Source organism: Actinomyces sp. MRS3W, from assembly GCF_032465695.1.
Lineage (GTDB): Bacteria > Actinomycetota > Actinomycetes > Actinomycetales > Actinomycetaceae > Actinomyces.
The window spans coordinates 1-26358 of record NZ_JAWDJJ010000332.1 but is presented as its reverse complement, the minus strand read 5'-3'; the positions used below and the strand labels follow the sequence as shown (position 1 = coordinate 26358).

Here is a 26358-nt window from a genome sequence, read left to right as displayed (position 1 = left end):
CATGTCCACTGACATGTCCACTGACACCGACGCCGCACCCGACACCGGGCGCATGCTCACCGACCGCGATCTGCGGAGCATGTACTGGCGCTCCACCTTCCTGCTGGGCTCGTTCAACTTCGAGCGCATGCAGGCCATGGGCTTCTGCATCACCCTCATGCCCGCGATCCGGAAGTTCTATCCCTCCAACAAGACCGAACAGGCGGCCGCGCTCAAGCGTCACCTGGAGTTCTACAACACCCACCCGTGGATCTCCTCGGTGGTCTTCGGCGTCACCGCCGCCATGGAGGAGCAGCGCGCCAAGGGCGAGGACATCGGCGACGACACCATCACCAACGTCAAGGTCGGGCTCATGGGGCCGCTGGCGGGCGTCGGCGACCCCATCTTCTGGGGGACCGTCCGCCCGGTGCTCGGAGCGCTGGGTGCTGCAATGGCGATGAACGGTTCCTTGCTCGGGCCGATCATCTACTTCCTGGGGATCAATATCATCCGCATCCTGGTGCGCTGGTATGGCCTCAAGTGGGGCTATGAGCGCGGTACCGCCATGGTCAGCGAAGTCGGCGGTGGCCAGCTCAAGCGCATCACTCAGACCGCCGCCATCACCGGTCTGTTCGTCATGGGAGCCCTGGTGGCGAGTTGGACGACCATCAAATTCCCCGGCATTGTCACCTCGGTGACGGCCGACGACGGCACGGTGACGCAAACCAGCTTGCAGGACATCCTCGATCAGCTGCTTCCCGGCGTCGCCGCCCTGGGCCTGACCTTCCTATGCATGTGGCTGCTGAATAAGAAGATCAACGCCCTGTGGATCATCCTCGGCATGTTTGTCATCGGCATCCTCGGCGCCTGGACCGGCTGGCTGGGCCTGTAGACACCCGCGCGCTGGGGCCGCTTCTCAACCATGAGCGGCCCCAGCGTGATCGGGTTGTGATCTGCGGACGCATCCGGTTACGGTGACGCCATGATTATTGTCTGGCGCGGTTGGGGCGGTGTCGCCGCTGCATTCTTCTTCCTGGGGGCCATGTGCGGCGCCATGGCAACCAGTGTCACCGAGAACGGCTCACTCGTGATGCTGAGCTTCGGCCTGGGCTTCCTCGCCTTCGGCGTCGCCGGGTGGCTGCTGGGCCACCGGCTCAATGTCACGCGGCCGACGCAGGAGATCGACTCCCACGTTCGTGCCGTCGAAACGGAGTTGTGGAATCGCGTCCAGACCGGTGTTTTGCCGGTTGCTGCGGGCGTGCCTGCACCGCGCAGTGCCGAGGAGGCTCTCCAGCAGGTCGGCTATCTGGTGGCGCAGGAGCGATCCCGCGCTGAGCAGGCGCTGCGCAACCGGCACACCCTGTTCTGGGTGCCGATGCAGTACTGGGGCATGATCGAGATGGCGATCGGCGGGGTGCTCACGGTAGTAGCGCTCACCCGCCTCATCCTCGGCTGAAATTCCGCCGATTGTCCGACACGGCGCCGCCCCGCTATCAGTAAACTGTTACCTATCGCATATTGTGGCTTGGCAGGAGAGATACGTGCGCCAACTCATCGCCACTGATCTGGACGGCACCGTCCTGTTCGACCGGCGGGTCTGTCCCGCCGACCTGCGCGCCATGCAGCGCTGGCGCGACGCCGGCAATCTGCTCGTCGTCGACACGGGCAAATCCGTCTTCGCAACCCGCAACACCCTCACCTCCGCCGGCCTCGACTTCGACTACGCCGTCACCTTCACCGGCGCCGTCCTCATCGACGGCGCCTACCGGATCCTGTCGGCCCGCTACCTGCCCGACGGCGTCGCCCACAGCATCGTCACCTCCCTGCAGGGAATCGACGGGCTCACCGTCTTCGGCACCACCATTGAGGCCGACCACATCCTGTCCGACACCTATCACGAGACCTCCCCCATCCTGGAGATCTTCCTGCCCATGTCGGTGGCGCAGATGCCCCACCACCGCTTCATCGGCGTGCCCATGCGGGTGCGCGACGACGTCGTACGCGAGCGCATCATGGCCGAGCTGACCGCACGCTGGGCGGATCAGATTGAGGTGGTCCGCAACCAGGAGTTCCTCGACGTCGTCCCCGCCGGCGCCACCAAGGGCGCCGGCCTGACCGAGCTGGTCTCCACCCTCACCGCCGTCGACGGCCCGCTGCCGGGCGAACGAATCGAGACCTGGAGCGTGGGCGACTCCTGGAACGACATCTCCATGCACGCCGTCGCCGACCACGGCATCTGCCTGCCGTGGTCCCCGCCGGAAGTCGTCGCGGCCTGCGAGCGGTCGGTGAGCTCCATGGCCGAATTGATCGATGGATTGCTCGGGGAGTCCCACGCCCGAAAGGAGGAGCGATGAGCAACCTCGGCAAGCGCGTGCGTGACTGGTTCAACGGAGGCGATCCGGACGGACGCGCCAAGCTCCGCAACTGGGCCCGCGGACACGATGGCCGTCCCGAGGGCTACACCTACGGCATGATGGGCCCGGTCATGGGGCTGTCGATCTTGGCGGCGTTGCTGTATCCGCTGACCCGGGGGTACGGCTCCGTCGTTGCCCTGGTACTGGCAGTCTTCCTGCTGCTGGGGCGCCATATGATCGAGCGGCAGGTGGCGCGCGACGTGTCGGATCTGCATGAGGCCGAGCGGCAGTATGCGCGCACCGCCAACCCCGAGTACCTCGACTTCACCGAGCTGCGGGCCGGCGGCATGCTGGAGGACAACAAGATGCTCACGCCCGATACCCGCGCCCGGCTGAGCGAGCGGATCGAGTGGGCGCGTGCGGAGAAGGCCAAGCGGGAGCGCCGTCGGGCTCGTCAGCAGCACAAAGCCGGGAAGACGGGGAAGAAGCCTGCCAGAAAGAGTGTCGCCCCGAGCACCGAAGGCGGCGCGGATTCGCTTCCGCCCGACGGCGATTCCTCTGGGGACGCGAGATGAGCGTCGTCGGCAGCGTGGGTCGTTACGTCAGGGGTGTCCTGTGGGATATGGACGGCACCCTCATCGACTCCCAGCCGTTCTGGAATGAGTCTTTCCGACGTCGCTGTGAGGCGGCCGGCGGCACCGTCACCGATGCGCAGGTTGCGGGTATTGAAGGCGCCTCCATTCGCCGCACTCATGAGCTCATCGCCGCCACCGGCGCTGCCAGTGGGGCGGCAGACCCGGCGGCGGCAGCAATCTTCGCCGGTATGGCCGCCGATGTTGAGGCCGCCGTCAGAGCGGACCCGCCCCTGGTGCCGGGCGCCCGCGAGATCACCCAGACCCTGCTGGAAGTCGGGCTCGCCCAGGCGATCGTCACCCAGTCGCCGCGCCCGATCGTCGCGGCGGTCGCCCACGCGCTCGGCGATGTCTTCGTCGGCGCCGTGACCGGGGACGACGGCCTGCCGGGCAAGCCCACGCCCGCCCCCTACGCCGCCGGGCTGCGACTACTCGGCCTGAAAGCGGATGAATGCGTCGCCGTCGAGGACTCCGCCACCGGCGCCGCCTCCGCCCGCTCCAATGACCTGCGCGTCATCCAGATCGGTGGGCGCAAGCACTTCCCGGCGGACCCCGGACTCGTCGTCGTACCGGACCTCAAGGCCGTGACCCCGCACCTGCTGCTGTGGGCGGAGAACTAACGGACTCGCGCCCGTTCACTCGCCGGAGAAGCGGTACACGTTGGTCTCCCGCAGCGCGAAGCCGGCGCGGCGGTACAGGCGGTTGGCTGCCTCGCGGCTGGGACGGGAGGTGAGGTCGACGGTGCGCGCGCCGATCGACTGGGCATAGGCCACGGCGGCCTCGACGAGCGCCTGCCCGGCACCCTGGCCGCGGGCCTCGCCGTCGACGACGACGTCCTCCACCCAGGCGCGCAGGCCGGTGGGGATGGTGAAGGTCGCCAGGGTCAGCATGCCCAGGATGGGGGTGGAGCCGTCAGCGAGCGGGGTGTCGGGGCGGAAGACGAACAGGTACACGCCGGGCTGGGCGACGAGCGCCTGGCACTGCTCGGCGGTCAGTGCCGGGGCGCTGCGGGACAGCTGGGGGATGAGGCGTTCCATCGCCTCGACGAGCTCGGGGGTGGACTGGGTGACGACGTCGACGCTCATGGGGACTCCTGAAGGTTGCGTAGGGATGGACCGTGTACGAGCGTAGCGGGCCGGAGGCCATTGGTGATGAATGACGAACGTGGGGTGCGCAGCATGCGGGCGGTGCGGGCCGGTATGCGGTGGGCGTGAGCCGACGAGCTATGCGGGGGTCGGGTCGACGATGACGCCCTCAACCAGCACCAGTCCGGTGAAAGTGTCCACGATCCGCAGGCTGAAGGGGTGGTCGACGATGAACTCGAGGGGCTTGTCCTCCTCCAGGGGCGCGGAGTCGCCAACGCCGATCTCGGTGAGGGCCGCGGCGACGGTGCCCTCTTCCTTGACCATGAGGCGCACCTGCTGCACCACCTGGTCGACATTCAGGCCCGTGTCGATGTGATCCAGCGAGTCCAGGGTCACGTTGAGGTCGGGGAACAGTGGCAGTAGGTCCACGGTCCCCGACTCCAGGTCGAAGGTGGGCAGGGCGAGTTCGACTCGTTTGCTGTTCTCGGCGTTCTCGGCCTGGCTGGTGGTCAACTCGGCGGTGGCCTGCGCCCACGTGCCCTCGGGCAGTTCGTCGAGGGCGACGCCGGCGTCGGGCAGGATGACGTCCATGACGAAGCGGTCGTGGTAATCCCCGTCATCTCCGGCGTCGCTTGAACCGGTTCCCGAGGCCTCCAGGTAGGGCATCCGCACCGCCTGCCAACGGTCGCCCTGGGCGTAGGTGAGGAAGAACTCGCCGTGCATGAGCCGGGCCTGGATCGTGGACCCGTCCAGCAGGGTGAAGTCCTGCTCGTAGGTGTCCTCCGCCATGAATATGTCGGCCCACTGAGCGGCGAACAGGAGGGCGTTTTGCAGAACGAGGCGCGTTTGCGGCTGGATCTCGACGCCGGACTCCTTAATGAGTCCCCCGGTGTGCAGCTTGGCCCAGGCATCGAGGACGGCCTTGGCGTCCTCGCGGGCGGCGTGTTCGGTGGTGGCGGCGTACCACTGCTGGGCGGCGTCGAGGTAACTCTGCTCCACCTCGGGGTCGTCGCCGACGAGCAGCACCCGGTTGGCGATGTGGAGGAGCGGATCGTTTGGGATCTGGTCGGGGTCGAAAGCGGCCAGCGTCGCCTCATCCGGGTTGTAGGCCAGCAGGCTGTTCTGCAACGCCGACCAGGTCAGGTCCCGCATGGTGCCGTCCGTGCTCGGGGCGGCGGTCGCGCTTGCGTCGGCCTCCTGCGTGCCCAGCAGGGCGTCCACACCCTGGCCGGGGGCGTCGCTGCCGGCGTAGAGCAGCGCAATCGCCAGGGACAGGCCCACCGGGCAGGCGAGTGCGTTGCCGCCGGGCTGATCGCGCAATTGCCGGCGCAGCATGGCCTCGCTCAGGGTGTGGCAGGCGGCGACCGCACTGCCCAGAGCGGGAGCGTCCTCGAGCGCGACCTGTTGGTGCTCGACGTCGGTATGGAAGGCGATGGCCTGGGTTGCCCCGTCGGCGCCGGTCATGGATGGCGTCGCCGACGCCGTGGACGGGGATTGGTTGGTGGAGGAGCCGCACGCGGCCAGGGTGGCCATTGCGGCGACGACGGGTGGCAGCGTCAGCAGGTGCCGTCGGGACACGTTGACAAGCGGCCGGCGCATGGGCTTGCCGTCGTATTCGAGGGGTGCAGGTGAAGCGTCGTTGCTCGCCATGCCGCTAGGCTAGTTCATCCTCGCCCGGTCCGCGTCCGGCCTCCTGACGCTGCCAGGGGAACGGCGCAGAGCCACGAGGACCTCGGCATGGTCGGTGTGGGGGAACATGTCGAACAGCCGCGCCCGGTACGGCTCCAAGGACGGCATCCGCGCCAAGTCCGTGGCCAGACTCGTCGGGTTGCACGAGGAGTACAGCACGTGCTGCACCCCCGAGCGCTCGATGCGTTCCGCCAACTCGGCGCCGATCCCGCGCCGCGGCGGGTTGACGACGAGCAGGTCCGGCGCCGGCCCGCTACCCGGATCCAGCACCGAGGCGTCACCGGACTCGAAGCGCACCTGCCGGTCGTCCAGCCGCATGAGCCTGGCGGCGGCCCGTGCGCCCGCGATCGCCGGCGCGGACACCTCCACCCCCAGCACGCGTCGGCCCGGCCCTGCCAGCGCCAGGGCGAAGCCCCCGACGCCGCAGAACAGATCCCACACCTGCAGCGGCGTCTGCGGGGCCGTGGACGCCGCACCGGGAACCGCGAGCGCTTCGTCCGCCCACCGGCGCGCCGTGGCGTAAAGCCGCTCCGCGATGGCCGTATTCGTCTGGAAGAAGGAACGCGTCGGCAGATACAGCGGCAGCTCCCGCGTCTCCGCCCGAAGCTCCCCTGCCGCGGGTGCGTCCTTCGTGCTGGCGGCGAGCTCCGGCAGATGCAGCCGCATGAGCAGGCGATCCTCGCGCGTCAGCACGATCTCCTCCGGGCCTTCGATAATGGCCTGGTGCACCGGCTGGATGTTGACGCTGAGCACGGCGAGCGTCGGCAGCGCCCGCTGCAGGCGAGGCAGCGCCGAGCGCAGGGCGTCGACGTGCCGGTGGCTGCGCAGCACGAAGCGCACCATGAGATCGCCGTCGGGGGAGGCGGTGACCAACACATACTTGAGCTCGCCGCGGCGCCGCGACACGTCGTAGGGCGTCAGCGAGAGCTCGGTGATGGTGCGTGCGAGCACGGGCAGGGCCGCCTCAATCTCCGGAACGTGCAGCGGGCACGTGCGCAGATCCACGCCGCGGCGATCGGGACCCAGCACGCCCAGCACCGGGTGCGCGACCGAACCGGTCACCACCATCTTCGCCTTGTTGCGGAAGCGCTCCGGCGCGCTCGCGACCGGCGGCTGCCAGGCCGCGGCCGGGACGGGGCTTGCGCCATCGGCCAGAAGCGCGGCGATGCGTGTCTGCTTGCGCTCCAACTGGGCGGGCAGCGGCACCGCTAGATACGGGCAGGAACGGCAGGAGCCGGCGTCGTGCAGCGCGCACAGCGACGCCGACGACGTCGGCGCGGTTCGAGCCGCATTCACGGGGGCATCCATGAGGGCATTGTCCGGCCCTGATCCGACACCGCGTCAACTCCGGGCCGGCCAGCAACTCCGGGCCGGCCAGCGCGTGAACCCGTTATCCGCGTGCCGCGCGGACCGTCCTTTCCCGACGAGTGCCGCTCACCGTCCCCTTCCGACGAGCGCCGCTCAGCGGCCGGCCGCAATCGCCTGCCTCTGCCCGGCCGACGCGCGGGGCCTCCGTGCGGTGCGCCGTCGGCACCCCGAACTGCGGCAGACTGTGATGCGTGAGTGACCAACCTGTGAACGATGCCCCTGCACGGCGCGCCGCCCGCCATTCCGCCGGCCCGGCTGCGCCCTCCGCGGCCGACCTTGCCGCCTACCGCGAGCAGATCGCCCGGTGGACGCCACGCACCGGCATCGGTACCGACGTACACGCCTTCGCTGCCCCCGACTCTGATGTCCCCTTGAACCTGGCCTGCCTGAACTGGCCGGGCGAGGTCGGCCTGGAGGGGCACTCCGACGGCGACGTTGTCGCCCACGCCTGCTGCGACGCCCTGTTGTCTGCGGCCGGACTGGGGGACCTCGGTAGCAACTTCGGCACCGCTGCCCCGCAGTGGGAGGGCGCCGCCGGCTCCGTCCTGCTGGCCGAGACCGCTAAACGGGTGCGGGAGGCTGGCTTCGAGATCGGCAACGTCGCGGTACAGCTCATCGGCTCGCGCCCGCGCGTGGCCGGGCGCATGGAGGAGGCTGCTGCGGCCCTGCGGGAGGCCGCCGGCGCGCCGGTTGCTTTCTCCGCGACGACGACGGACCACCTGGGCAGCCTCGGCCGTGAGGAGGGGCTGGCCGCCGTCGCCACCGCGCTGGTGTGGCCGGTGCCTCAGGCATAGGCGGGCAGCGTCCGCGGAGCCCCACACGCGGCTCACGACACCCGCGGTCCACCACTCGGAGGGTCGCTCTGCTTGGACTGCCCACGCCCGCTTGGACTGCCTACGCCCCGTTGGACTGCCTACGCCCCGTTGGACTGCCTACGCCCCGTTGGACTGCCTGAGCCAGCGGCTGAGACGGTCCAACCGCGCAAAAACGGTCCAACCGAGCGTTGGTGGTCCATCCGCGCAAAGACGGTCCAACTGGAGTTGCCAGCGCTCCGACTCGGTGCCGCACGGCCCGTCACATCGACCGGTTTGGGTACGTCATTAGTGCCGGTCTCGGCACGTTACAAGTGCCGGTTTCGCGTGTTATTAGTGCCGGTTTCGGTGAGTTGCGGCGGGACCGGCGCGGGCACCCTCGCCGGCCTCCTTGCCGCACCCGCTAGGCTGCGGGGGTGAGCACCAACTTCAATGACGCGCATCCCGCGCTGAACCTGCGGCTGTACGACACGGCGGCACGCGCCGTCGTGCCGTTGGCGCCCACCGTCACACCCGGCACGGTGGCGATCTACTTGTGTGGTGCCACGGTTCAGGGCTCGCCCCACATCGGGCACATGCGCAGCGCCATCGCCTTCGACGTGCTGCGCCGCTGGCTGGAACGCTGCGGTCAGCGGGTGGTCCTCGTCCGCAACGTCACGGACATCAACGAGAAGATCTTCGCCAAGGCCGCGGCCGCCGAGCCGCCGGTGCCGTGGTGGGCCTGGGCCCAGCGCTTCGAGCGCGAGTTCGACGCCGCCTACCGTGCCCTCGGCGTCCTTCCACCCACCTACGAGCCGCGTGCCACCGGGACGATCCCCGAGCAGATCGACCTCGTCCAGCGTCTGCTCGACGCCGGCCACGCCTACGTCGGCGAGACCGGCAGCGTCTACTTCGACGTGCGCTCCCTGCCCGACTACGGCTCGCTCACCAACCAGCGCGTCGATGACCTGGCCACCACCGAGGACGAGTCCGAGCTTGACGGCGACGTCGAGGCCGACAAACGCGACCCGCGCGACTTCGCGCTGTGGAAGGCCGCCAAGCCCTCCGAGCCCGACGACGCCGCCTGGGACGCCCCCTGGGGACGCGGACGGCCCGGCTGGCACCTGGAGTGCTCCGCCATGAGTCGGCGCTACCTCGGCGAGGAGTTCGACATCCACGGCGGCGGCATCGACTTGCGCTTCCCTCACCACGAGAACGAACAGGCCCAGTCGCACGGCGCCGGCTGGGGTTTCGCCCGCCACTGGGTGCACAACGCCTGGGTCACTATCAAGGGCGAGAAGATGAGCAAGTCGCTGGGCAACTCGCTCGTCGTCGGCGAGCTGCTGGGGACCTACGATCCGGCCGTCCTGCGCCTCGCGCTCGGCACGGTCCACCACCGCTCCACGGTCGAGTTCAGCGAGGAGACCCTCGCCGACGCCGCCGCCCTGTGGGAGCGCCTGACCGGCGCCATCACCCGCGCCCTTGAGGCCGACGACGCCGTTGACGCCCCCGCCGGACAGCTGCGCGAGCGCGCGCTGCCGGAGGAATTCACCTCCGCCATGGACGAGGACCTCAACCTCGCCGGTGCCATGGCGAGCGTTCACGCCGCCCTCAAGCGCCTCAACACCGCACTCACCGCCGGTGCCTCCGAGGCCGCCACCGCCGCTGCCCTCGACCTGCGCGCCCAGCTGGACGTCCTCGGGCTCGACCCGCTTGCGGAGCCCTGGCGCGGCCGGGTACTCGGCGGGGGAAATCGTGCCGACGACGCCGCCATGCGCGCCCTGGATAAGCTCGTCACCGGGCTGCTCGACCAGCGCGCCGCGGCTCGCGCCGCCAAGGACTGGGCCGGCGCCGACGCCCTGCGCGACGAGCTGAGCGCCGCCGGCGTCGTCGTCGAGGACGCTGCGGCGCGCTCCGGTTCCGGGGCCCGCTGGCACTTGGCCTAAACCCGCGCCGAGGCGTCGGCGCCACCCGTCACCGCGGCCACTGGCCGCCCAACCGCATCATCATCCAAGGAGGTCCGTGCGATGCCAGGAAATGACCGCCGGCACGGAGCTGTACGCAACCCCGGCAAGAAGAAGGCCCCGACCAAGGGCTCCGGCGGCGTGCGCCGTCGCGGCCTGGAGGGCAAGGGACCCACCCCCAAGGCGGAGGACCGCGTCGGCCACCCCAAGGCTCGCGCCAAGGCACGAGCGGAGGCGCGGGCCGCCCAGCCGACCCGTACCGGACAGCTGGAACAGGTCCGAAGCCGTTGGGCCGTCCCGGAGGACCACGAGATCGTCTGCGGACGCAACGCCGTGGCTGAGGCGGCGCGCGCCCGGGTGCCGATCAGTCGGGTGTTCATGGCCAGCTCCGCGCAGACCGACGACCGCCTGGGCGCCGTTGTGCGCCGGGCCGCCCTGGTGGGCGCCCCCGTCGTCGAGGTCACCAAGCTCGACCTGGAGGCTCTCACCGAGGGCACCGCCCACCAGGGAGTGGCCATCGAGGTGCCGGCCTACGAGTACGTGCTCGCCCGCGACCTGCTGGCACGCGCCCGCGACGCCGGGCACACCCCGCTGCTCGTGGCGCTCGATCAGGTGACCGACCCGCACAACCTCGGGGCCGTGCTCCGGTCGGCCGGGGCCTTCGGCGTCGACGGCGTCATCGTGCCGGAGCGCCGCTCCGCGGGCGTGAACGCCACCGCCTGGAAGGTGTCGGCCGGTGCGGCCGCGCGGGTGCCTGTCGCCCGGGAAACCAACCTTGTGCGCGCACTGCGCTCCTTGAAGCAGGAGGGCTGCTTCGTTGTCGGACTCGAGGGGGGAGGCGAGACCACGATCGACGGTCTGGCGCTCGCGGACGTCCCACTGGTGGTGGTCACCGGCGCAGAGGGGAGCGGGCTGTCGCGGCTTGTGCGCGAGACCTGCGACCAGCTGGTCTCCATCCCGATTGCCTCCACGGTGGAGTCCCTCAACGCCGCCGTCGCCACCGGTATCGCGCTGTATGAGATCGACCGGCTGCGCCGCAAAGCTGCCGACGCCGCCACCGCGAATGGCGAAGGGCCCTCCCGGGGCTGACCGGGACGCTCTATGCTGAACACACAGGTCATGTCTTCGCCCGTCGTGCGGACGGGCCCGGACGATGGCCGTCAACCGGACTAGGAGGCCGCCATGGCTCAGGACCCCGCACAGCGCTGGAACCGCACGGAAGGTGTACTCGTTGTCCCCGGAACCCAGCCCGACGCGGTCGCCGCACGCCTTGAGGCGGACCGGGTCGTTGCCCGTCTCGAGTGGTATCCCGCGACCTCCCACCTGCTGTCCATCACCCTGCTGGCCGACGCCGACGGGCGTGTCGCCATCACTCCGCCGTCGCGCGGTGGCGTGATCCCCGGGAGTCGCGTCAGTGAGCTGGTGGAGTCCCTCGCCCGCGAGTTCGCCGGGGACGTCACCATCGGACCCGCCTCCTTCAACGCCCTTCCTGCCGATGTATCGCTGCCGACCGTGACGGCGGGGACGTCGGACTGCGCCCGCACCGTCGTCGTCTCCCCGCTGAGCGCGTACATGGTGCCGCTGCAGGCGACGCTGCTGGAGCGCCCGCTCGCCGTCGCCTCGCTGCCCGCGCTGGATCGGCGCATTGTCATGTACGCCGGCGAGGGCAACGAGCTGGGGGACTTCGGCTGGGATGAGGAGTCCCTGCCCGCGCTGGTCCTGACCGTGGACGCCCGCGACATTGCCGTGCGTGCGGTGACCACGGGGGAGAGCGAGGACGACGCCGTCTTCTCCTGGGGGATGACCTCCCGCTACGTGTGGGGAGGCGTGGCCGAGCCAGGGCCGGCACTGCGCGGCCTGGTGGATGAGCTGCTCGCGGACTCCACCGACGTCTCGCTTGTGGCCGCGGCGGTGCCCGGGGCGGACGCGGAGGCCGTGGCTGCGGCCTTCTCCACACCCGGCATTGACGGGCTGGTCGCCCTGGTTGAAGCATTGGGCCTGCCCGATTGGGTGGCGTCCGTGCTGAGCGGAAGGTTGGCACCCGCGGAGGTGCCCGGGGCGGTGGTGCACGAGCCGCGCGGCCTGTCGAATGCCGTGGGCCGCTCCGTGGGACTCATGCTGCAGGACCCCTCCGCGCCCGGTTCGGCGTTCTGGCAGACCTACGTTCGGACCGTCACCGAGAAGCCCTGGATCATGCGCGCCGGGGCGGTGCTTGAGGCAAGCGTGGGCGGTCTGCTCGTGGGGGCGGCGGTGCGCCGTCGCCGCTGCACCGGCAGCCTGCACCGCGGGTTCCTTGCTGCCGGCATTGTGCTGCTGGTCGATGCCGTGGCCGAGACCTCGCTGGCGTCCTGGACCCGTCACCGGGAGCTGCGCCGGCGCGCAGACGAGGAGATGGCGCTGGTTGCCGAGGAGCTCGGGGCCTGACCCGATCGGTCAAAAGGGCGGGATCTCGTCGAGCAACGCGGCCAGACCGAGATCGCGCAGGGCCTCCGGGTAGGGAGTGGTCTCGAAAGCGCCGACGGGTTGACCGGGGCGGGGACCGCGGCTGGTGATCCGCGGCGGCCTGCCCGGACGAGTGGCGTCTTGAACGCTGAGATCGAGGCCGTGTTCGAGGCGATCCAGGACGGCCTCGTCGACGGCCGCGGTCAGGTGCGCGGGCATCTTGTGCGCGGGGACGACCAGTTGGCGAGGGCCGACCTTGTGGGCCTCGAGCGTGATGCTCCCGTCCGGGCTGCGCCGGTAGCGGGCCCCCGTGGGAGTGCACCAGGTCAGGTCACCGGTGTCGGTGCGGGTGAGGCTCCAGCCGGGCGTGTGCTTGAGCCGATGGTGGGCTTGGCACAGGCTGGTGAGGTTACTCAGGCTGGTCGTCCCGCCCTCCGCCCAGGGGCGGATGTGGTCCGTGTCGCAACGGGTGGCGGGGATGGTGCACCCCGGGAACGTGCAGGAGTGGTCCCTGGCCTGTACCAGTTCACGTAGGGCGGCCGGGGGCCGGTAGCGGGTGCGGCCCACGTCGAGGACGGTTCCCGACACCGGGTCGGTGACCAGCCTGCGCCACACGCCACCGGCGGCGAGGGCGCGGGCGGTAGCGGCGGGCACCGGCACGCTGCTCACACCAATGGTGACCTCGGCCGCCGCAGGAGCAACGCCCGCAGGGCTTACTGCCGTGTTGCCGGCGGTTGGTGGGTCGCTGCCAGCGCCGTCGGGGAGCAGATGCTCCAAAGGAACGGTGACATCGACATTGATGGTGATCCCCGGTGGCGGGAAGACCGCCTCTACCCCGGAGGGCGTCCACCAGGGGCGGGATGGTTCCACCAGGCTGCTCAACCCGGCCAACAGCCCCTCCACAGGCACCCCGTCGGGCAGCAACTGCGTGCCAGCCGACGTCGGCGGTCCGCCGCCCGCGCCGGCATGACCCGTAGCGGTGAAAGGCGCTCGGCAAGCGACGTGCTGGCTGCCTTGCAGGGTCCGCAGCGTCATGCCGGTGATGGCGTCGGCCCGCAGCTGCGCCGGGGAACGCTCATCCCCGGCTGCCCTGGCGGAGGCGGCGATGGCGTCCAGGGTCGCATCCAGTAGGAACGCGTCGAGGCTCGGCAGCAGCAGCCGCATTTCATGGACCCCCTCGCCGGCCTGGCGAGGCCGCGTCACATGCCTGCGTGCCAGGTTGCGTTGACGGCGGCTGCCGGCTCCATCGGGGTCCAGGGCAGCCAGGGCGCGGTCAATATCCTTGGCCAGCTGCGACGTCGTCCTACGGGAGGCGCGAGGCAGGACCCGCTGCTGCACCGCCGTCGCCACCCTCGCGTCCGTGCCCTCCAGGCGCCGAACGACCAGAGCGGTTTTGCTCGTGTCTAGCAGGCCGGCCCGGTGCAGGGCCTCCGCGGCCGCGTATTCGGGCTGTAGCAGAGCCTGGCCCCGATCCAGTATCCGACCGGCGCTCTGGCGGGTTGTGCCGAGTCGGCAAGCGATCTCCCCGACCGTGGTGAAACGCCGTTCCTCCTCGGTGACCAGGCACTCGAGGCGTCCGCCCGGCCCCCACGGGGCTGCGCCGCGGTTCATCTCCGGTGTGTGGGCAAGGCAGGCGGCGGCCGCGCTTTCGCACCACGACGCCCAGGACACCAGCCGGTGGCACGCCGCCACCAGTTCGCTGAGCACCTGCCCGCCCAGCGAGGCCAGGTGGCCGAGGCCGGTGCTCTCGCCCCAGTCGATGCCCTGCTGCGCGCAGGCCTGCGCCAAGGCGCGGTCGGCCGGGCTCGTGATGGCGCTGAACAGTTCGCCACTGTCAGGAACATTCAGTATGTCTGCCAGCTCGGCGGCATCGACGGTATCCCCGGTGCTTGCGTCCGCTACGGCCGCGCCATTGACGGGGCCGGCCGTCTCACCGGTGGGGCTGGCCGCCTCGCCGCCCGGGTTGACGGGGACCAACATGCCGGCCAGCAGAGTCTCGACCAAGCCCGCCAATCCTGCACCGGCGGGTGCCTCCGCCAGGCGCTCTGTCAGAGCCGTAGGCTCCCACTCGGCCCCTGTACCGACCGCTGTCTCCCCGTATGGGGCGGTCCAGGCGACAGCCGTCGTCGTTCCCCTCTCGGCGCCGGGCAGCCTCGCCTGATCCGTAGGGGGCACCCCGGCGGATCGACGCTCAGCACCATTGCCTTCGAACATGCATCCACGGTATCGCGCGGCACCGACATGAATTCCGGCCCCTTAACCGCGGTCATGCGCCGCGGTCACCGCGGAGTCGGATCGGTAGACTGCGAACCGTGCACGATACTTTTGCGTGTTCTCTCGAGATCGGCGTGCTCGGACGCTGCGAAGGAGCTGTCGCGGGCGCGGCCGAGCCGCCCGATGAAGGCGCATACGGCGCTCTCATCGGCGAGGCGGCGATCCGGGGGCTGGCACTGGTGCCCCGGCCGACGACGCCGGGCTGCTCACCGGGGTGCGCGTGCAACTGGGTGGGTGAGCGAGACCGCCCGAATGGTGGCCCCCGCCGTCGGGCATTCAGTCGCGGAGCGCCAGGATGCCTTCGGCGAAGGACGGGGTGATGGGCAGGCGGCCGGTCAGCATGGCCTGGAGCGCATGATGGATGTCGGGCTTGCCCGACCACAGTTCCGAGCTCGGCCGATTGTGAATGTCCAGCTCCTCGCGCCATTGGCCCGGGCTCTCAATGAGGAAGCGCTGGGCCCAGGCCGTGTAGGCGTCGATGTCGTGTTCGTAGGACCTGTCCCCGGTCATCTGCAGCAGGGTCTCCGCAGCAGTGATGCCCTCACACAGTGCCCAGTACATGCGCTGATGGATAACCGGTCGGCCATCGAAGTCGACGGTGTAGACGAAGCCCGCCTGTCCGTCGACCTCCCACCCGTCGCGCAGCGCTTGACGGTAGATGTACTGGGGGAAGGTCCGCAGCAGGGAGGCGTGGGCGATGTCGGCCTCGGTGCAGGCAATACGGACCTGCACCATGAGCCGCGACCACTGCAGCCAGTGGCCGATGACTGATCCGTAGGGGCGAGTGACATCGGTGGGATGATCCTGGTTGTACTCCAGGTCAGCTTTCCAAGATGCGTCGAAGTGTTCGGGCAGCCGGAAGTCGTGATCGGCGAACTCATAGGCGATTCGGTCGGTGATCCGGCTGGCGCGCTGCAGGTGCAGCACGTTGTCGGTGGCCGAGTAGGCGGCCAGAAGCGCCTCAACCGTGCACATATTCGCTCGCGCTCCGCGATAGGGGGCGACGGCGAGGCTTTCCCGATCCCGGGAGTCCACCACCATCCCCGCTTCCTCATCCCACCACAGCTCCTCGAAGGTGCCCAGGGCGGCGTCGAGCAGTTCCTGTGCGCGGGGGATGCCCGCGAGGTGCGCGGAGGCGGCCGCCAGCATGACGAAGCTATGGTCGTGTGCGGCCAGCGGACCCGGCCGTGCGGCGCCGTCGACGTCGACGACGGAGAACCACCCGCCGGTGGCGGCATCGCGCAGCGGACCGTCCAGGAGACTGCGTATGCCGTGCTCGGCCAGGGCGGCGCAGTCGGGGTCACCCAGGAGATGCCCCAAGGCGAAGGCGTGGGTCATGCTGCCCGTGATCCACAGCTGCACCCCGCGCTCGGCATCGATGTTGCCGACGTCGTCGAGCCAGCCGAATCCGTGCTCGGTGTAGGACTTCTTGGCGAAGGCGAGCAGACTCCAGACCTGCGCATCGAAGATCTGGCGGGTTGCGGGCGTGGTCACGGAATCCTCCTTGACTCTGGCTCGAATCGGCGCTCGGCGCTGCATCCGGCTCAGTACGGTGTGTCAGGGGTGAGCACCTGGACCGAGTGCGCAGTCAGCGTAGCAGTGAGCTCCCCGCGCAGATTCGTTGGTGACAAGGTAGTCGGCAATTGTCAGATCGCCGATGGTGCTCAGCCGGTCTGCGTTCCGTTGCCGCGTTGGCGGCCGCGGCGCTTGGACTCCTTGATGATGGCACGCCACTGTTCGGGGCGTAGCGGATGATCTGTCGGCAGGGTCTTCCAGGTCTTCCAGCTGGACGGTCGAGCCGGGCCCGTGAGCAGCAGGCCCGCCGCGCGGAGAGGCTCGGTCAAACTCTCTACGACGCCGACAGCAAAATCTGTTGCCGGGCTCCAGGGGGTGCCGGTGTTGCCGGAGAAGTGCCAGCAGATGAGCTCGCTGACCGGCGCTCGGGCGTCCAGCGGACGGGCCAGTATGGCGATACGCACGCGCCCGTGCTGGCGGCGCGTCCAGGGCAAAGCGAGGGTCCATGGCATGGCTTCGGCAAGGGCACCGGCGGCGACGCTGGCGCCCTCGCTGCCTTCGCCTAGGACCACTCCGGTCCACGGTCCCCGCTCGGTCAGCACCGAGTCCAGGTCCCAGTCCTCCAGGGAGAAGCCCTGCGGCGCCCACTGGTTGATGACGAAGCGCACCGCATCCCGCGGCGCCGCCGCCACCTCGAAGCGGCGCATTGGCTGCGTCTCAAACCATCCCATGGCCAGGGTGTTTCTACCGGGCGCTCCGTGGTTCGCGCGAGACGCTACTCGCCCTTGAACTTCATGCCGGCGGTGAAGCCCATGGGGTTGAGGTCGAAGGCGCTGGCGGTGGCCTCGTCGCGGGCAGCGAACTCCTCGTCGTCGGCGAGCGGCTCCTCGCCGTCGTCGAAGATCGCCTCCATCTCCTGGGTGTCGCCCAGCGATAGGTAGGACTGCTCGTCCCAGTGCTGCGGCAAGACGGTGTTCACGTAGTCGGCGACGGCCTCTTCGGTGGTCACGTCGTGCTGGCGCTGCTCGGACATGTACCAGCGGTGCTCCAGCACCTCGTGGAAGATCTCCGCGGGCTCCAATTTGCGGCGCAGTTCGACGGGGACGGCCGCGATGGTGGGTTCGAAGACCTCCGTGAGCCAGGCGTGCGCCACCTGTTCCACCGGCTCGTCCTTCCGCCCGGTGACCGTGCGGAAGGTCTGCAGATCATTGAGCATGCGCTGCCCTTGGCGTTCCTGCACATCCAGGCCCGTCAGCCGCATAATCTGGCGGTGATAGTGGCCGGCGTCGACGACCTTCGGCTGGATGACCATGCGGGTGCGCGAGCCGTCGGGCTCGGTCTTCATGGTCAACTCGCCGACGTCGAAGCCCAACTCGTTGAGGTGTTCGATACGTTTGCGTACGCGCCAGCGCTCGCCCAGGTCGAAGGCCTCCTCTGCGGTGAGGGCGTCCCAGAGCTCGGTGTAGCGGCTGACGATCCGATCGCCCACCTCAATGGTGTCCACGGATGGCTCTAGCAGCGCCCCGGCCTGCAGGTCCATGAGTTCACCGATGATGTTCGTGCGAGCGATGTCGATGTCATACAGTCGCTTGCCCTCGGTCAGGCCCTCCGTGTGCAGCTCGCCGGTCTCGGCGTCCACGAGATAGGCGGCGAAGGCGCCGGCATCGCGGCGGAAGAGCGTATTGGACAGGGAGACGTCCCCCCAGTAGAAGCCGAGCAGGTGCAATCGCACTAGCAGCACGGCGAGGGCGTCAATGAGCCGGGTGGCGGTCTCGGGACGCATGTACTGGCTGAACAGCGCCCGGTAGGGCAGGGAGTAGGACAGGTGCTCGGTGACCAGCACCGAGTTGAGTATGGAGCCGTCCAACCCGGTGCGGTCGGTGATGACCGCCGTCGGCGTCACGCAGGGGGCGCCCAAGCGGACGAGGTCGCGCAGTAGTTCGTACTCGCGGTACGCCACTGATTCGCCGATCTCCTTGACCGCGATGACGCGCTCGGAGAGGTTGACGAAGCGCACAATGTGACGCGACAGTCCCCGAGGAAGAGCGGCCAGGACGTCGGTCGGCCACTCCTCCAGCGGAATCTCCCAGGGGAGGTCGAGCAGCGCCGGGTCGATCGTGGCCGCGGTGATCTGCATGGACTGGGGCATGGGGCCATTCTCTCAGGTCCGCCCACAAACATGTGGCGACGGCACCGGGTTGTTGCGGGCGAAACCATTCGCTCTCGAGTTGTGGGCGAGATAGATCTTACCCGGCGCGCATGGTTTGGCCCCGCTCCTCGCGGGGAGAAGCGGGGCCAAACCGGTTAGCCGTGTTTGAAAGGCTGATCAGGCGGGCAGGCGCTCGCCGGTGGAGGCGGAGAAGATGTGCTCCTCGCCGGGCTTGATGCGCACGTGGACCGTCTCGCCCGGCTCCGGCGCGGTGCGCGGAGGTACGCGGACGATGATCTGGCTGGAGTCCTCACCGGAGCCGAGCTTCTCCTCGGAGCTCTCGGCCCCAACCAGCTCGCCGTAGATGTAGGCATCGCTGCCCAGCTCCTCGACGAAGGACAGGCGCACCGGAATGGAGTGGTTGTCCTCGGCGGAGACGACCTCGAGAGACTCGGGGCGGAAGCCGATGACAATCTTGTTGTTGTCAGCCGGAACCATGGCGTCCAGCGTGGCCCGGGACAGCGGGATACGCGCGGCGCCGATCGTGGCGACGTCGCCGTCGACCGTGAAGCGGCCCAGGTTCATGGCGGGGGAGCCGATGAAGCCGGCGACGAACTCATTGGCCGGGTGGTCGTACATCTCGCGCGGCGTGCCGACCTGCTGAAGGACACCGTCCTTGAGGACCGCGATGCGGTCACCCATGGTCAGGGCCTCGGTCTGGTCGTGGGTCACGTAGACGGTGGTGACACCCAGGGAGCGCTGCAGCGAGGCGATCTGCGTACGCGTCTGCACGCGCAGCTTGGCGTCCAGGTTGGACAGCGGCTCGTCCATGAGGAACACCTTCGGCTTACGCACGATGGCGCGGCCCATGGCCACACGCTGACGCTGACCACCGGACAGCGCCTTCGGCTTGCGGTCGAGGTATTCGGTCAGGCCGAGGATCTTGGCCGCGTCCTTGACGCGCTTGTCGATCTCAGCCTTGGGGGTGCCGGCGATCTTGAGGGCGAAGCCCATGTTGTCGTGCACCGACATGTGCGGGTAAAGCGCGTAGTTCTGGAAGACCATGGCAATGTCACGGTCCTTGGGCTGAACGTCGGTGACGTCGCGGTCGCCGATGAGAATGCGGCCAGAGTTGACGTCCTCGAGGCCCGCGAGCATGCGCAGGGAAGTCGACTTTCCGCAACCTGAGGGGCCAACGAGAACCAGGAACTCGCCGTCGGCGATCTCCAGGTTGAGGCTGTCCACCGACGGGCTGTCATTGCCCGGGTAAATGCGGGTTGCGTGGTCGAAAGTGACGGTTGCCATGTGTGAATCCCTTCACCGGCAGGTACGTGCCGGACGATCCTTGGTGAAAGGTGCCGATGCGTGTCCGCATTGACACGTGCCGGGGGCGGATGCTCCCGGGCGGAACTAACTTTGTCATACGACAACGCGACCTCGGTAGTCGAAGCCGGTCGGAAATGACCAAAAATCGTGTGAACCCGATCACGTGTGCGGTGGTGTGGGCGTCGCCCGGTACTGTGGCGCCATGACTGAGCACCCGGAGGTCGCCACGCCCTCGGCCCTGGCGGGTCTGCGCGCAGGCGCCGACGTCGGGGGCTATCGGCTCGTGCGCCGTCTGGGCGCCGGCGGCATGGGCGTGGTCTGGGAAGTCATCGACGGCGATGGGCAGCACGTCGCCATGAAGATCCTGCACCCGCAGATTGCTGCGGATCCGATGGCCCGCCGGCGCCTGGACCGCGAGGCTTCGGTGCTCGCCCGCGTCAAGGACTCCCGAGTCGCCCGCATCCTCGACATCGAAACCGGTGACGGCGCGGACGGCACCGGCGTCACCTTCGTCATCACCGAACTGGTTGACGGTCCCACTCTCCAGTACGAGGTCGACCACGAGGGCGTCTACGACCTGCGCACCGATATCCGCGACCTGTCCGACCTCGCCCACGGCCTGGTCGACGCACTTTCCGCCGTGCACGCCGCCGGCGTCATTCACCGCGACCTCAAGCCCTCCAACGTCATGCTCGGCGCGCAGGGCCCGGTGCTCATCGACTTCGGTATCGCCCAGGTCGCCGACGACGTCCGGCTCACCCAAACCGGTCAGGTCACCGGCACCCCCGGCTTCATCCCGCCCGAAATGCTCGACGGCGGCGAGCCCAGCCCCGGCGTCGACTGGTACGCCTGCGCGGGCGTCATTCTGTTCGCCGTCACCGGGCGCGCCCCCTTCGGCTCCGGCCCCTGGCAGGCCGTTTTCCGGCGCGTCTACGCGGGCACCCCGGAGTTGGGAGATCTGGAGGAGGAGCAGCCCGCCCTTGCCCGCGCCTTCACCGCGGCGCTCGCCCCCGAGGCCGACGACCGGCTACCCGTCCCCGACCTGTTGCGTGTCCTCGACGAGATTGCCGACGGCGGCAGCGGCGAGGACGCCCTGGCCCAGGTTCTGCCCGAGGCCGAGATCGCGGCCGATGAGACGGAAGCTGATACCAACACCGGGACCTACGCGTCCGCCTACGGGCGCCTGGCCCCGACGACGTCGCCACCGGGCGCCTACGGGTTCCTCGCCACCCCGGACCCGCAGAGCGGAGTGCAGACCGGAGGGGGCCGGTCGCCCGGGACGGCGTCCTCCGGTGCCGTGTCGGGAACGGGGCCGGTGACTCCCGAATCGGTGAGCACCGGACCTGCTGCGCCTCCGCCGTCGTTCGTACCCGGTAGCGGCGGGGTTCCTGCGCGTCCGGGTCCCCCGGCGGTCCCAGCGCCCGCGGCGCAGCAGAACCAGTCGGGCCCGGTCCCGCCCGCGCCCGTCTCGCCCCAGCCGACCTACGCCAGTGCGCCGTCGTCGCCGGTCACTCCCGCTCCCACAGCGGTGGCCTCGGCCCCAGCGGTGGTGACGCCGGCGCCAGCGGTGGTCCACCCGACTTTTCAGGGGACGGCGTCGGCCCCGGAGGCGGGCGTCATTCCCGAGTGGGCGCTCGAGCCGCGGCGGCACCGCATGGTCGCAGTCATGCTCTTCCTCGCGCTGGTGGCGCTGTCCCTACCCATCCCCGGCTGGGTGATCATTGTCTTCTCGTTGCTCGTCGTCGTCGCCGGCATGGTCGGCCGTGCGGACGACGCGCGCCGCTGGCGCCGCCTGAGAGCGGGCTATGCCTCCGCCGCAGATACGTCGCGCATGTGGGCCTCCATGCCCTGGTACCTGGTGCGCTCGCTGGTGGCGGGTGTGGCCGCCTGCGCGGTGGGGACCCTAGTGGGTGTGATCGTCTTCTATTTCGCCGGACGCATGCTCGGCTTCGGTGACGCTGGCGCCGCAACCGTGCTGGCCTCGTGGACGGACTATCACCGGGCGGGACTCTGTCTGGCGCCGGTGGCAACCGCCTACATGCTGGTCACCTGGTTCGTGCCCTGGGGCGCCCCCACTCGCCGCGGTGGGGCCCGACTCATCGGCTCGATCTTGCGCACCCGGTCCAATCGGCTCATCGGCTGTGCCGTGCTCGGCGCCATCGCACTAGGAGTCGTGGTGCTGTTCGCCATGGGCGCCATCCCGCTGGCGTACACGGCGCCCTTCAGCTTCTCCTGACCGCCATACGTACCCGTTTGAGGGCTCCGCGCGAGTGTTGGGAGGGGTTGATCGCGCGGGGTATGTGGAGGCTGTCCCGCTACGGTTCGGGCCGGCCTGGAGGCGCCGACTCCCCTCTTTTCACCGAAACCGGCACTAATGACGTGCCGAAACCGGCACAAGTGACGTGCCCAGACCGGGGCCTTGCGCCAGGGGTGTCGTCGGCGGCTCCAGTTGGACCGTCATCGCGCGGTTGGACCGCCCCAGACATGTTCTCAGGCAGTCCAACCGGGGGCAGACGGTCCAACCGCGGGGGTCGCTTGTGATCCATGCCGGCGGTCGCCGTCGGTCCGAAGCCTTGCTACGCCGTCTGACCCGCGCCCTCTGGGGCGAGGCCACATCCGGTCAGAGGGTGTCGCATAACTAGGACGCTTATTCTCAGCGCCGGAAGCGAGCACAGATAACCGACGTCTTTCCGCATGATTGCGCGGATGCGGCATCCTAACCGCACACAGGGTCCGCCCCTATGAACAGCCCTCCAGGTCTATTCCCCAAGAAACCTGAGCGGCTCGCCAGGACTTAGCCGGCCCTTAGCAACTTCGCTCGGTCTCGGCACGTCACAAGTGCCGCTCTCGGTGACGCTACGTCACGGGGCAGGCGTCACGGGCGAGCCGCCTCGTCCTGCACCGGGCCGCAGACGTGAGGCAGGCCGCACTCGGGGGACTGTGCTTCCCCGCCGCTTCCCAGGCAGAATGCTTAACATCCTGCGCGCCGCGGCTGAAGACGCGGCTTCCGGAACGACTTGAGGAGTTTCTCGTGGCCTCGAACCAGCCCCGTCCCACCAAGGCCGAGCGCCGGGAGGCGGCACGTGCCAAGGCGCGGGCACTGCGCGAGGAACAAGAACGCCGGGAACGGCGCGCCAAGATCACTCGCCGCAGCCTGCTGGGTGTAGGCGGGGTCGCCGTCGCCGGGGTGGTGGCAGCCCTTGTGATCACCGGGCGCGACGACGCGTCCGCACTGGGCGGCGAAGTCCTCTCCGAGCTGGCTAGTGGTGACGGGATTCCGGCGACCATCCGTGCCGACGGTTCCCTCGTATTCGGACCGGACCTTATGCCGGGTACCACTACGGATGGTGCGCGCACCCTCCACATCTACTTCGACTACGCCTGCCACCACTGTGCCAACTTCGAAGAACTCCACAAGACCGAGATCGAGACTCTGCTGCGTCGAGGTGACATCAACCTGGTGCTGCACTCCGCGAAGTTCCTCGGCAGCAGCTGGAGCAATATGGTGAGCAATGCCATGGGGGTTATCCTCGATCAGGAGCCGGCCGCAGCCTTCGCCTTCCACCAGGCGACACTTGCCCGCTTCTCTGAGATCTACACGGCTCAGAACTCCTCGGCGCTGAGCGCCGAATCGGTGGTCGCCGCCGCCGAAGATGCGGGCGTCAGCGACGCGGTCACGGAGCAGATCGCCACTGCTATTTCCGATGACACCTACGGCGCTTGGCTCGAGCTGAGTGGGAAGACGTTCAAAGAACTCGGCATTTCGGGCACGCCGACTGTCTGCGTGGACACCGAGCAGGTCTCGCTCAGTACCATCGCCACGGAGACCGGGCTGACCGACTACCTCCAGGGCGGCGCCGAGTAAGGACACGTCGGCGCGGTAGCTGGGGGTCGCGGGGGCTGCCCCGTGCGAGCGCACCGAGCCTGCGGGCGCCAACCGAAGGGCACGGTTGCGGGCAGCCGTGACAAAACCGGGTAAGCTCGCCTCCGCATGCCGCGTTAGCTCAGTTGGTAGAGCAGCTGTCTTGTAAACAGCAGGTCGTCGGTTCGAGTCCGACACGCGGCTCCACAAAAACGCAGAACCCCGGCGAAAAACAGCTACTTGCAGACTCCTGCATACGCGGGAGGCCACTAGAAATGGCTACCATCCTGGCTGTCATGATGGCTGCACAGGGCGCGTGCTGGCGTGGGGGACGGCGCAGAACCGCACCGGGACGAACGGTGGCGGGTCGTCGTCGCCGGTGACCCATCTGCTGAGACCCGTGTGACCCCGCCCAACTCTTGTCTATAAGGTGAGGCTCGCCTGTAAAACGCTCGAGCGTGAAGGAGAGCCGCGTTGGTCAGCCCCTGGGATGTCTATGACGCCCTCATCGACGATCTGCCCGGCGATCTTGCCGTCGTTGCTTCCGACCGTGGCCCGCGCTGGACCCGGGTCATCAACGCTGCAGGTGGTGTGGGCTCGGCCTGGTCGATGACCGCTGCCAGCCGCCCGGCCGAGTCCGCCGACGTCGTCGACCAGGGCCGGCCTCTCCGTGATGTGGCCGCCCTCGCCAAGAGCTGGAACCTCGCGGAGGCAAGCGTCGGGCTGGCCGCGATCAACTCCTGGTACTCGCGGGCGGAGGTGAGCGCGTCCCACGGTTTTGTGCCCACCGGGGAGGGCCTGACCTGGCGGCAGGTCTTCGACCCCTACAACGATGCCGTGGCCGACCGCCGGGTGGCGATCATCGGCCACTTCCCCTTCGCCCGCCGTGCGCTGTGGAAGGCCGGCGAACTGTGGATCCTGGAGCGTGACACCCGCCCCGGCGATTACCCGGACACCGCCTGCGAGTACCTGCTGCCGCGGGCCGACTACGTCTTTATCTCCTCCTCGAGCTTGGTCAACAAGACCATGCCGCGACTGATCGACCTGGCCGTGGGTGGTGGCGCGCATACGGTGCTCGTGGGCCCGTCCACCCCCATGCACCCGCTCTTCCTTGACCTGGGCGTCGCCACCGTCACCGGTTTTGTGCCGGCGCCCGAGGTACGCCCGGGGTCATGCCTGGAGGAGCTGAGCGCTTCCGGGGACATCGGACCGGGCACGCGCATGCACCTGCACGCCGTCGGCGAGTGAGGGGACTGGATGCGGGCGCGGACTCAGGCTCAGGGCAGGCGCCAGTCGACCGGGGTCGCCCCCATCCGCTCCAGTTCGGCATTCGCCCGCGAGAAGGGGCGCGAGCCGAAGAAGCCGCGAGAGGCGCTGAGCGGTGAGGGATGCGGCGAGGCGATGATCGGCGTCGACCCCAGCATGGGGGACAGCGACTGTGCCGGACGCCCCCACAGGATGGCTACCAGTGGTTGTTGCCTGGCCACCAGTGCCTCAATGGCGCGTTGCGTCACCGTCTCCCAACCCCAGCCCCGGTGCGACGCCGGGGCCCCCGGCCGCACGGTCAGCACGCGGTTGAGCAGCATGACTCCCTGCTTCGACCAGGGCGTGAGATCCCCCGAGGTCGGGCGCGACACGCCCAGATCGCTGACCAGCTCCGTATAGATGTTCTCCAGACTGCGTGGTGGCCGCACCCCCGGCTGCACCGAGAAGCTCAGGCCCATTGGGTGGCCCGGCGTGGGGTAGGGGTCCTGCCCGACGATGAGTACCTTGACGCCGTCCAGCGGGTAAGTGAAGGCCCGCAGTACATCGGTGCCGGCGGGGAGGTATCCGCGCCCCGCCGCGATTTCCTCGCGCAAGCGCTGGCCAAGTTCATGAATAGTGGGCTCGACCGGCGCCAGCGCTTCGGCCCAGGACGGGTGGATGATCTCGGACAGGGGCTTCGGTGCGCTCACGCCTCGAGCCTAGATGATCGAGGCGAAGGACGTAGACCGCCGGCGCCGTCCCTCACTCGATCGAGCCTTGCCGGTCTCGGTGCGTCATTAGTGCCGGTCTCGGTACGTCATTAGTGCCGGTCTCGGCATGTTATTAGTGCCGGTTTCGGTGAAGAGGGGCAGGCGAACTGCGGAGCGTCCGCCGTGGTGCCCATCGCGGTGTCCGTCGCAGTGCCCATCGCGGTATGTCGTCGGGGTGTCGGCGCGCACCTGTCGCTGCATGGGCAACGTCCCGGTATCCTCGCGGTGTGAGCCGCTACGACTACCCCGACGACGAGTTCGACGCCGACGACGACGGTCCGGTGCCCGTCGGGGTTCACCGCGCCCAGGTTCCCGCCTGGCGCAGTTGGATTCCCCTCCTGGCAATCCTCATTATTGTGCCGCTGTTGGCCTGGGGAGGCGTCGGGCTTCTTGGCCGTCACTCGAACAGCACGGGAAGCTCGGCAACCGCCTCGGCACAGCCCGCGCAGTCTCAGGAGGCGGCCGCCACTGCCGATTCGGGGCAGAACGCCGACGACGGTCAGGCGTCCGCCGAGGCGCAGGCCTCTGCAGAGCCGACCGAGGCCAGCGCCAACCTGACAACCGGCATCACCGTGCACAACGGCACCAGCACCAACGGCCTGGCCACCCGCACCGGCGACAAGCTCCAGAATGCGGGCTTCACCGCGGTCACCATCTCCCAGGGCGTGTACGAGCTGGAGGAACCGACCGCAACCACCGTCTATTACGCTTCCGCCGATCTGGAGGCCACCGCCCGGGCCGTCGCCGACGTGCTCGGGGCGGGTGAGGTCGTCGAGTCCGCCGAAGAGGCCCAGTCAAACCCCATCGTGATCGTCCTGCGCGACGACTACCAGGAGTAAGCGCGCGCTCGCACGTCTGCTGCTCCACGTGAACCCGGCCGGCCGAGCCGGCCCGCTCCCCGCCGAAACCGGTA

The 26358-nt window shown here is 69.1% G+C and carries 22 protein-coding genes and 1 tRNA gene; 14 read left to right on the top strand and 9 right to left on the bottom strand.

All coding sequences use genetic code 11. From position 1 onward, the window contains the following. Position 1 precedes the first annotated feature (1 nt). From RWX45_RS12580 to RWX45_RS12560, 5 genes are all read left to right on the top strand, one after another. The gene (locus RWX45_RS12580) at positions 2-871 is read left to right on the top strand and encodes a PTS system mannose/fructose/sorbose family transporter subunit IID (protein ID WP_410050722.1); all 870 of its coding nucleotides are present in this window, start codon (positions 2-4) and stop codon (positions 869-871) included. Between the two features lie 90 nt (positions 872-961). Then, positions 962-1435, top strand: coding sequence for a hypothetical protein (locus RWX45_RS12575; protein ID WP_316024059.1), 474 nt, complete (start codon positions 962-964; stop codon positions 1433-1435). Between the two features lie 85 nt (positions 1436-1520). Continuing rightward, on the top strand, positions 1521-2333 hold the full coding sequence (locus tag RWX45_RS12570) for an HAD family hydrolase (RefSeq protein WP_316024058.1): 813 nt from the start codon (positions 1521-1523) through the stop codon (positions 2331-2333). Continuing rightward, complete coding sequence (locus RWX45_RS12565; protein WP_316024057.1) at positions 2330-2908, top strand: hypothetical protein; 579 nt, start codon at positions 2330-2332, stop codon at positions 2906-2908. The genes RWX45_RS12570 and RWX45_RS12565 overlap by 4 nt, the downstream gene beginning before the upstream one ends. Continuing rightward, positions 2905-3585 (top strand): HAD family phosphatase, encoded by a 681-nt coding sequence (locus tag RWX45_RS12560; protein WP_316024056.1) that lies wholly within the window; start codon positions 2905-2907, stop codon positions 3583-3585. The genes RWX45_RS12565 and RWX45_RS12560 overlap by 4 nt, the downstream gene beginning before the upstream one ends. A gap of 15 nt (positions 3586-3600) precedes the next feature. On the opposite strand, the gene RWX45_RS12555 is transcribed toward RWX45_RS12560, so the two are convergent. From RWX45_RS12555 to RWX45_RS12545, 3 genes are all read right to left on the bottom strand, one after another. After that, a complete protein-coding gene (locus tag RWX45_RS12555; RefSeq protein WP_316024055.1) occupies positions 3601-4050 on the bottom strand; it encodes a GNAT family N-acetyltransferase in 450 nt (149 codons plus the stop codon). Positions 4051-4188: 138 nt separating this feature from the next. Continuing rightward, on the bottom strand, positions 4189-5700 hold the full coding sequence (locus tag RWX45_RS12550) for a serpin family protein (protein WP_316024054.1): 1512 nt from the start codon (positions 5698-5700) through the stop codon (positions 4189-4191). A 9-nt stretch (positions 5701-5709) separates the two neighbouring features. Next, positions 5710-7047: a methyltransferase domain-containing protein gene (locus RWX45_RS12545; RefSeq protein ID WP_316024053.1), complete on the bottom strand. Its 1338-nt coding sequence runs from the start codon at positions 7045-7047 to the stop codon at positions 5710-5712. Between the two features lie 356 nt (positions 7048-7403). Here RWX45_RS12545 and ispF point away from each other — a divergent pair, with 356 nt between their 5' ends. The 4 genes from ispF to RWX45_RS12525 all read left to right on the top strand — a co-directional run bounded on the left by ispF (position 7404) and on the right by RWX45_RS12525 (position 12286). Next, the gene (ispF, locus tag RWX45_RS12540; RefSeq protein WP_316024068.1) at positions 7404-7901 is read left to right on the top strand and encodes a 2-C-methyl-D-erythritol 2,4-cyclodiphosphate synthase; all 498 of its coding nucleotides are present in this window, start codon (positions 7404-7406) and stop codon (positions 7899-7901) included. Positions 7902-8335: 434 nt separating this feature from the next. Next, positions 8336-9844, top strand: coding sequence for a cysteine--tRNA ligase (gene cysS / locus RWX45_RS12535; RefSeq protein ID WP_316024052.1), 1509 nt, complete (start codon positions 8336-8338; stop codon positions 9842-9844). Positions 9845-9925: 81 nt separating this feature from the next. Beyond that, a complete protein-coding gene (gene rlmB / locus RWX45_RS12530) occupies positions 9926-10951 on the top strand; it encodes a 23S rRNA (guanosine(2251)-2'-O)-methyltransferase RlmB (protein WP_316024051.1) in 1026 nt (341 codons plus the stop codon). Positions 10952-11044: 93 nt separating this feature from the next. Then, a complete protein-coding gene (locus RWX45_RS12525) occupies positions 11045-12286 on the top strand; it encodes a hypothetical protein (protein ID WP_316024050.1) in 1242 nt (413 codons plus the stop codon). Between the two features lie 9 nt (positions 12287-12295). Here RWX45_RS12525 and RWX45_RS12520 read toward each other — a convergent pair whose 3' ends face one another. The 5 genes from RWX45_RS12520 to RWX45_RS12500 all read right to left on the bottom strand — a co-directional run bounded on the left by RWX45_RS12520 (position 12296) and on the right by RWX45_RS12500 (position 19547). After that, complete coding sequence (locus RWX45_RS12520; RefSeq protein WP_316024049.1) at positions 12296-14308, bottom strand: HNH endonuclease signature motif containing protein; 2013 nt, start codon at positions 14306-14308, stop codon at positions 12296-12298. A 546-nt stretch (positions 14309-14854) separates the two neighbouring features. Further along, positions 14855-16072, bottom strand: coding sequence for an AGE family epimerase/isomerase (locus RWX45_RS12515; RefSeq protein ID WP_316024048.1), 1218 nt, complete (start codon positions 16070-16072; stop codon positions 14855-14857). Positions 16073-16242: 170 nt separating this feature from the next. After that, positions 16243-16824, bottom strand: coding sequence for a hypothetical protein (locus RWX45_RS12510; RefSeq protein ID WP_316024047.1), 582 nt, complete (start codon positions 16822-16824; stop codon positions 16243-16245). A gap of 44 nt (positions 16825-16868) precedes the next feature. Then, positions 16869-18242, bottom strand: coding sequence for a DUF4032 domain-containing protein (locus tag RWX45_RS12505; protein WP_316024046.1), 1374 nt, complete (start codon positions 18240-18242; stop codon positions 16869-16871). 177 nt (positions 18243-18419) lie between these two features. Continuing rightward, positions 18420-19547 carry a sn-glycerol-3-phosphate ABC transporter ATP-binding protein UgpC gene (locus RWX45_RS12500; RefSeq protein ID WP_316024045.1) on the bottom strand — a complete coding sequence of 376 codons (1128 nt, stop codon included), beginning with the start codon at positions 19545-19547 and terminating at the stop codon, positions 18420-18422. 223 nt (positions 19548-19770) lie between these two features. On the opposite strand from RWX45_RS12500, the gene RWX45_RS12495 reads away from it, so the two are divergent. The 4 genes from RWX45_RS12495 (at position 19771) to RWX45_RS12480 (ending at position 24678) form a co-directional block, all read left to right on the top strand. Beyond that, on the top strand, positions 19771-21804 hold the full coding sequence (locus tag RWX45_RS12495) for a serine/threonine-protein kinase (protein WP_316024044.1): 2034 nt from the start codon (positions 19771-19773) through the stop codon (positions 21802-21804). A gap of 795 nt (positions 21805-22599) precedes the next feature. Beyond that, entirely contained in the window at positions 22600-23433 is an 834-nt protein-coding gene (locus tag RWX45_RS12490) for a DsbA family protein (RefSeq protein ID WP_316024043.1), read from the top strand. A 128-nt stretch (positions 23434-23561) separates the two neighbouring features. After that, a tRNA-Thr gene (locus RWX45_RS12485) sits at positions 23562-23637 on the top strand. Between the two features lie 267 nt (positions 23638-23904). Next, the gene (locus tag RWX45_RS12480; protein ID WP_316024042.1) at positions 23905-24678 is read left to right on the top strand and encodes a DUF364 domain-containing protein; all 774 of its coding nucleotides are present in this window, start codon (positions 23905-23907) and stop codon (positions 24676-24678) included. Between the two features lie 29 nt (positions 24679-24707). On the opposite strand, the gene RWX45_RS12475 is transcribed toward RWX45_RS12480, so the two are convergent. After that, a complete protein-coding gene (locus RWX45_RS12475; protein WP_316024041.1) occupies positions 24708-25385 on the bottom strand; it encodes a uracil-DNA glycosylase in 678 nt (225 codons plus the stop codon). Positions 25386-25672: 287 nt separating this feature from the next. Between RWX45_RS12475 and RWX45_RS12470 the strand changes: the two genes are divergently transcribed. Further along, entirely contained in the window at positions 25673-26284 is a 612-nt protein-coding gene (locus RWX45_RS12470) for a LytR C-terminal domain-containing protein (RefSeq protein ID WP_316024040.1), read from the top strand. Positions 26285-26358 lie beyond the last annotated feature (74 nt).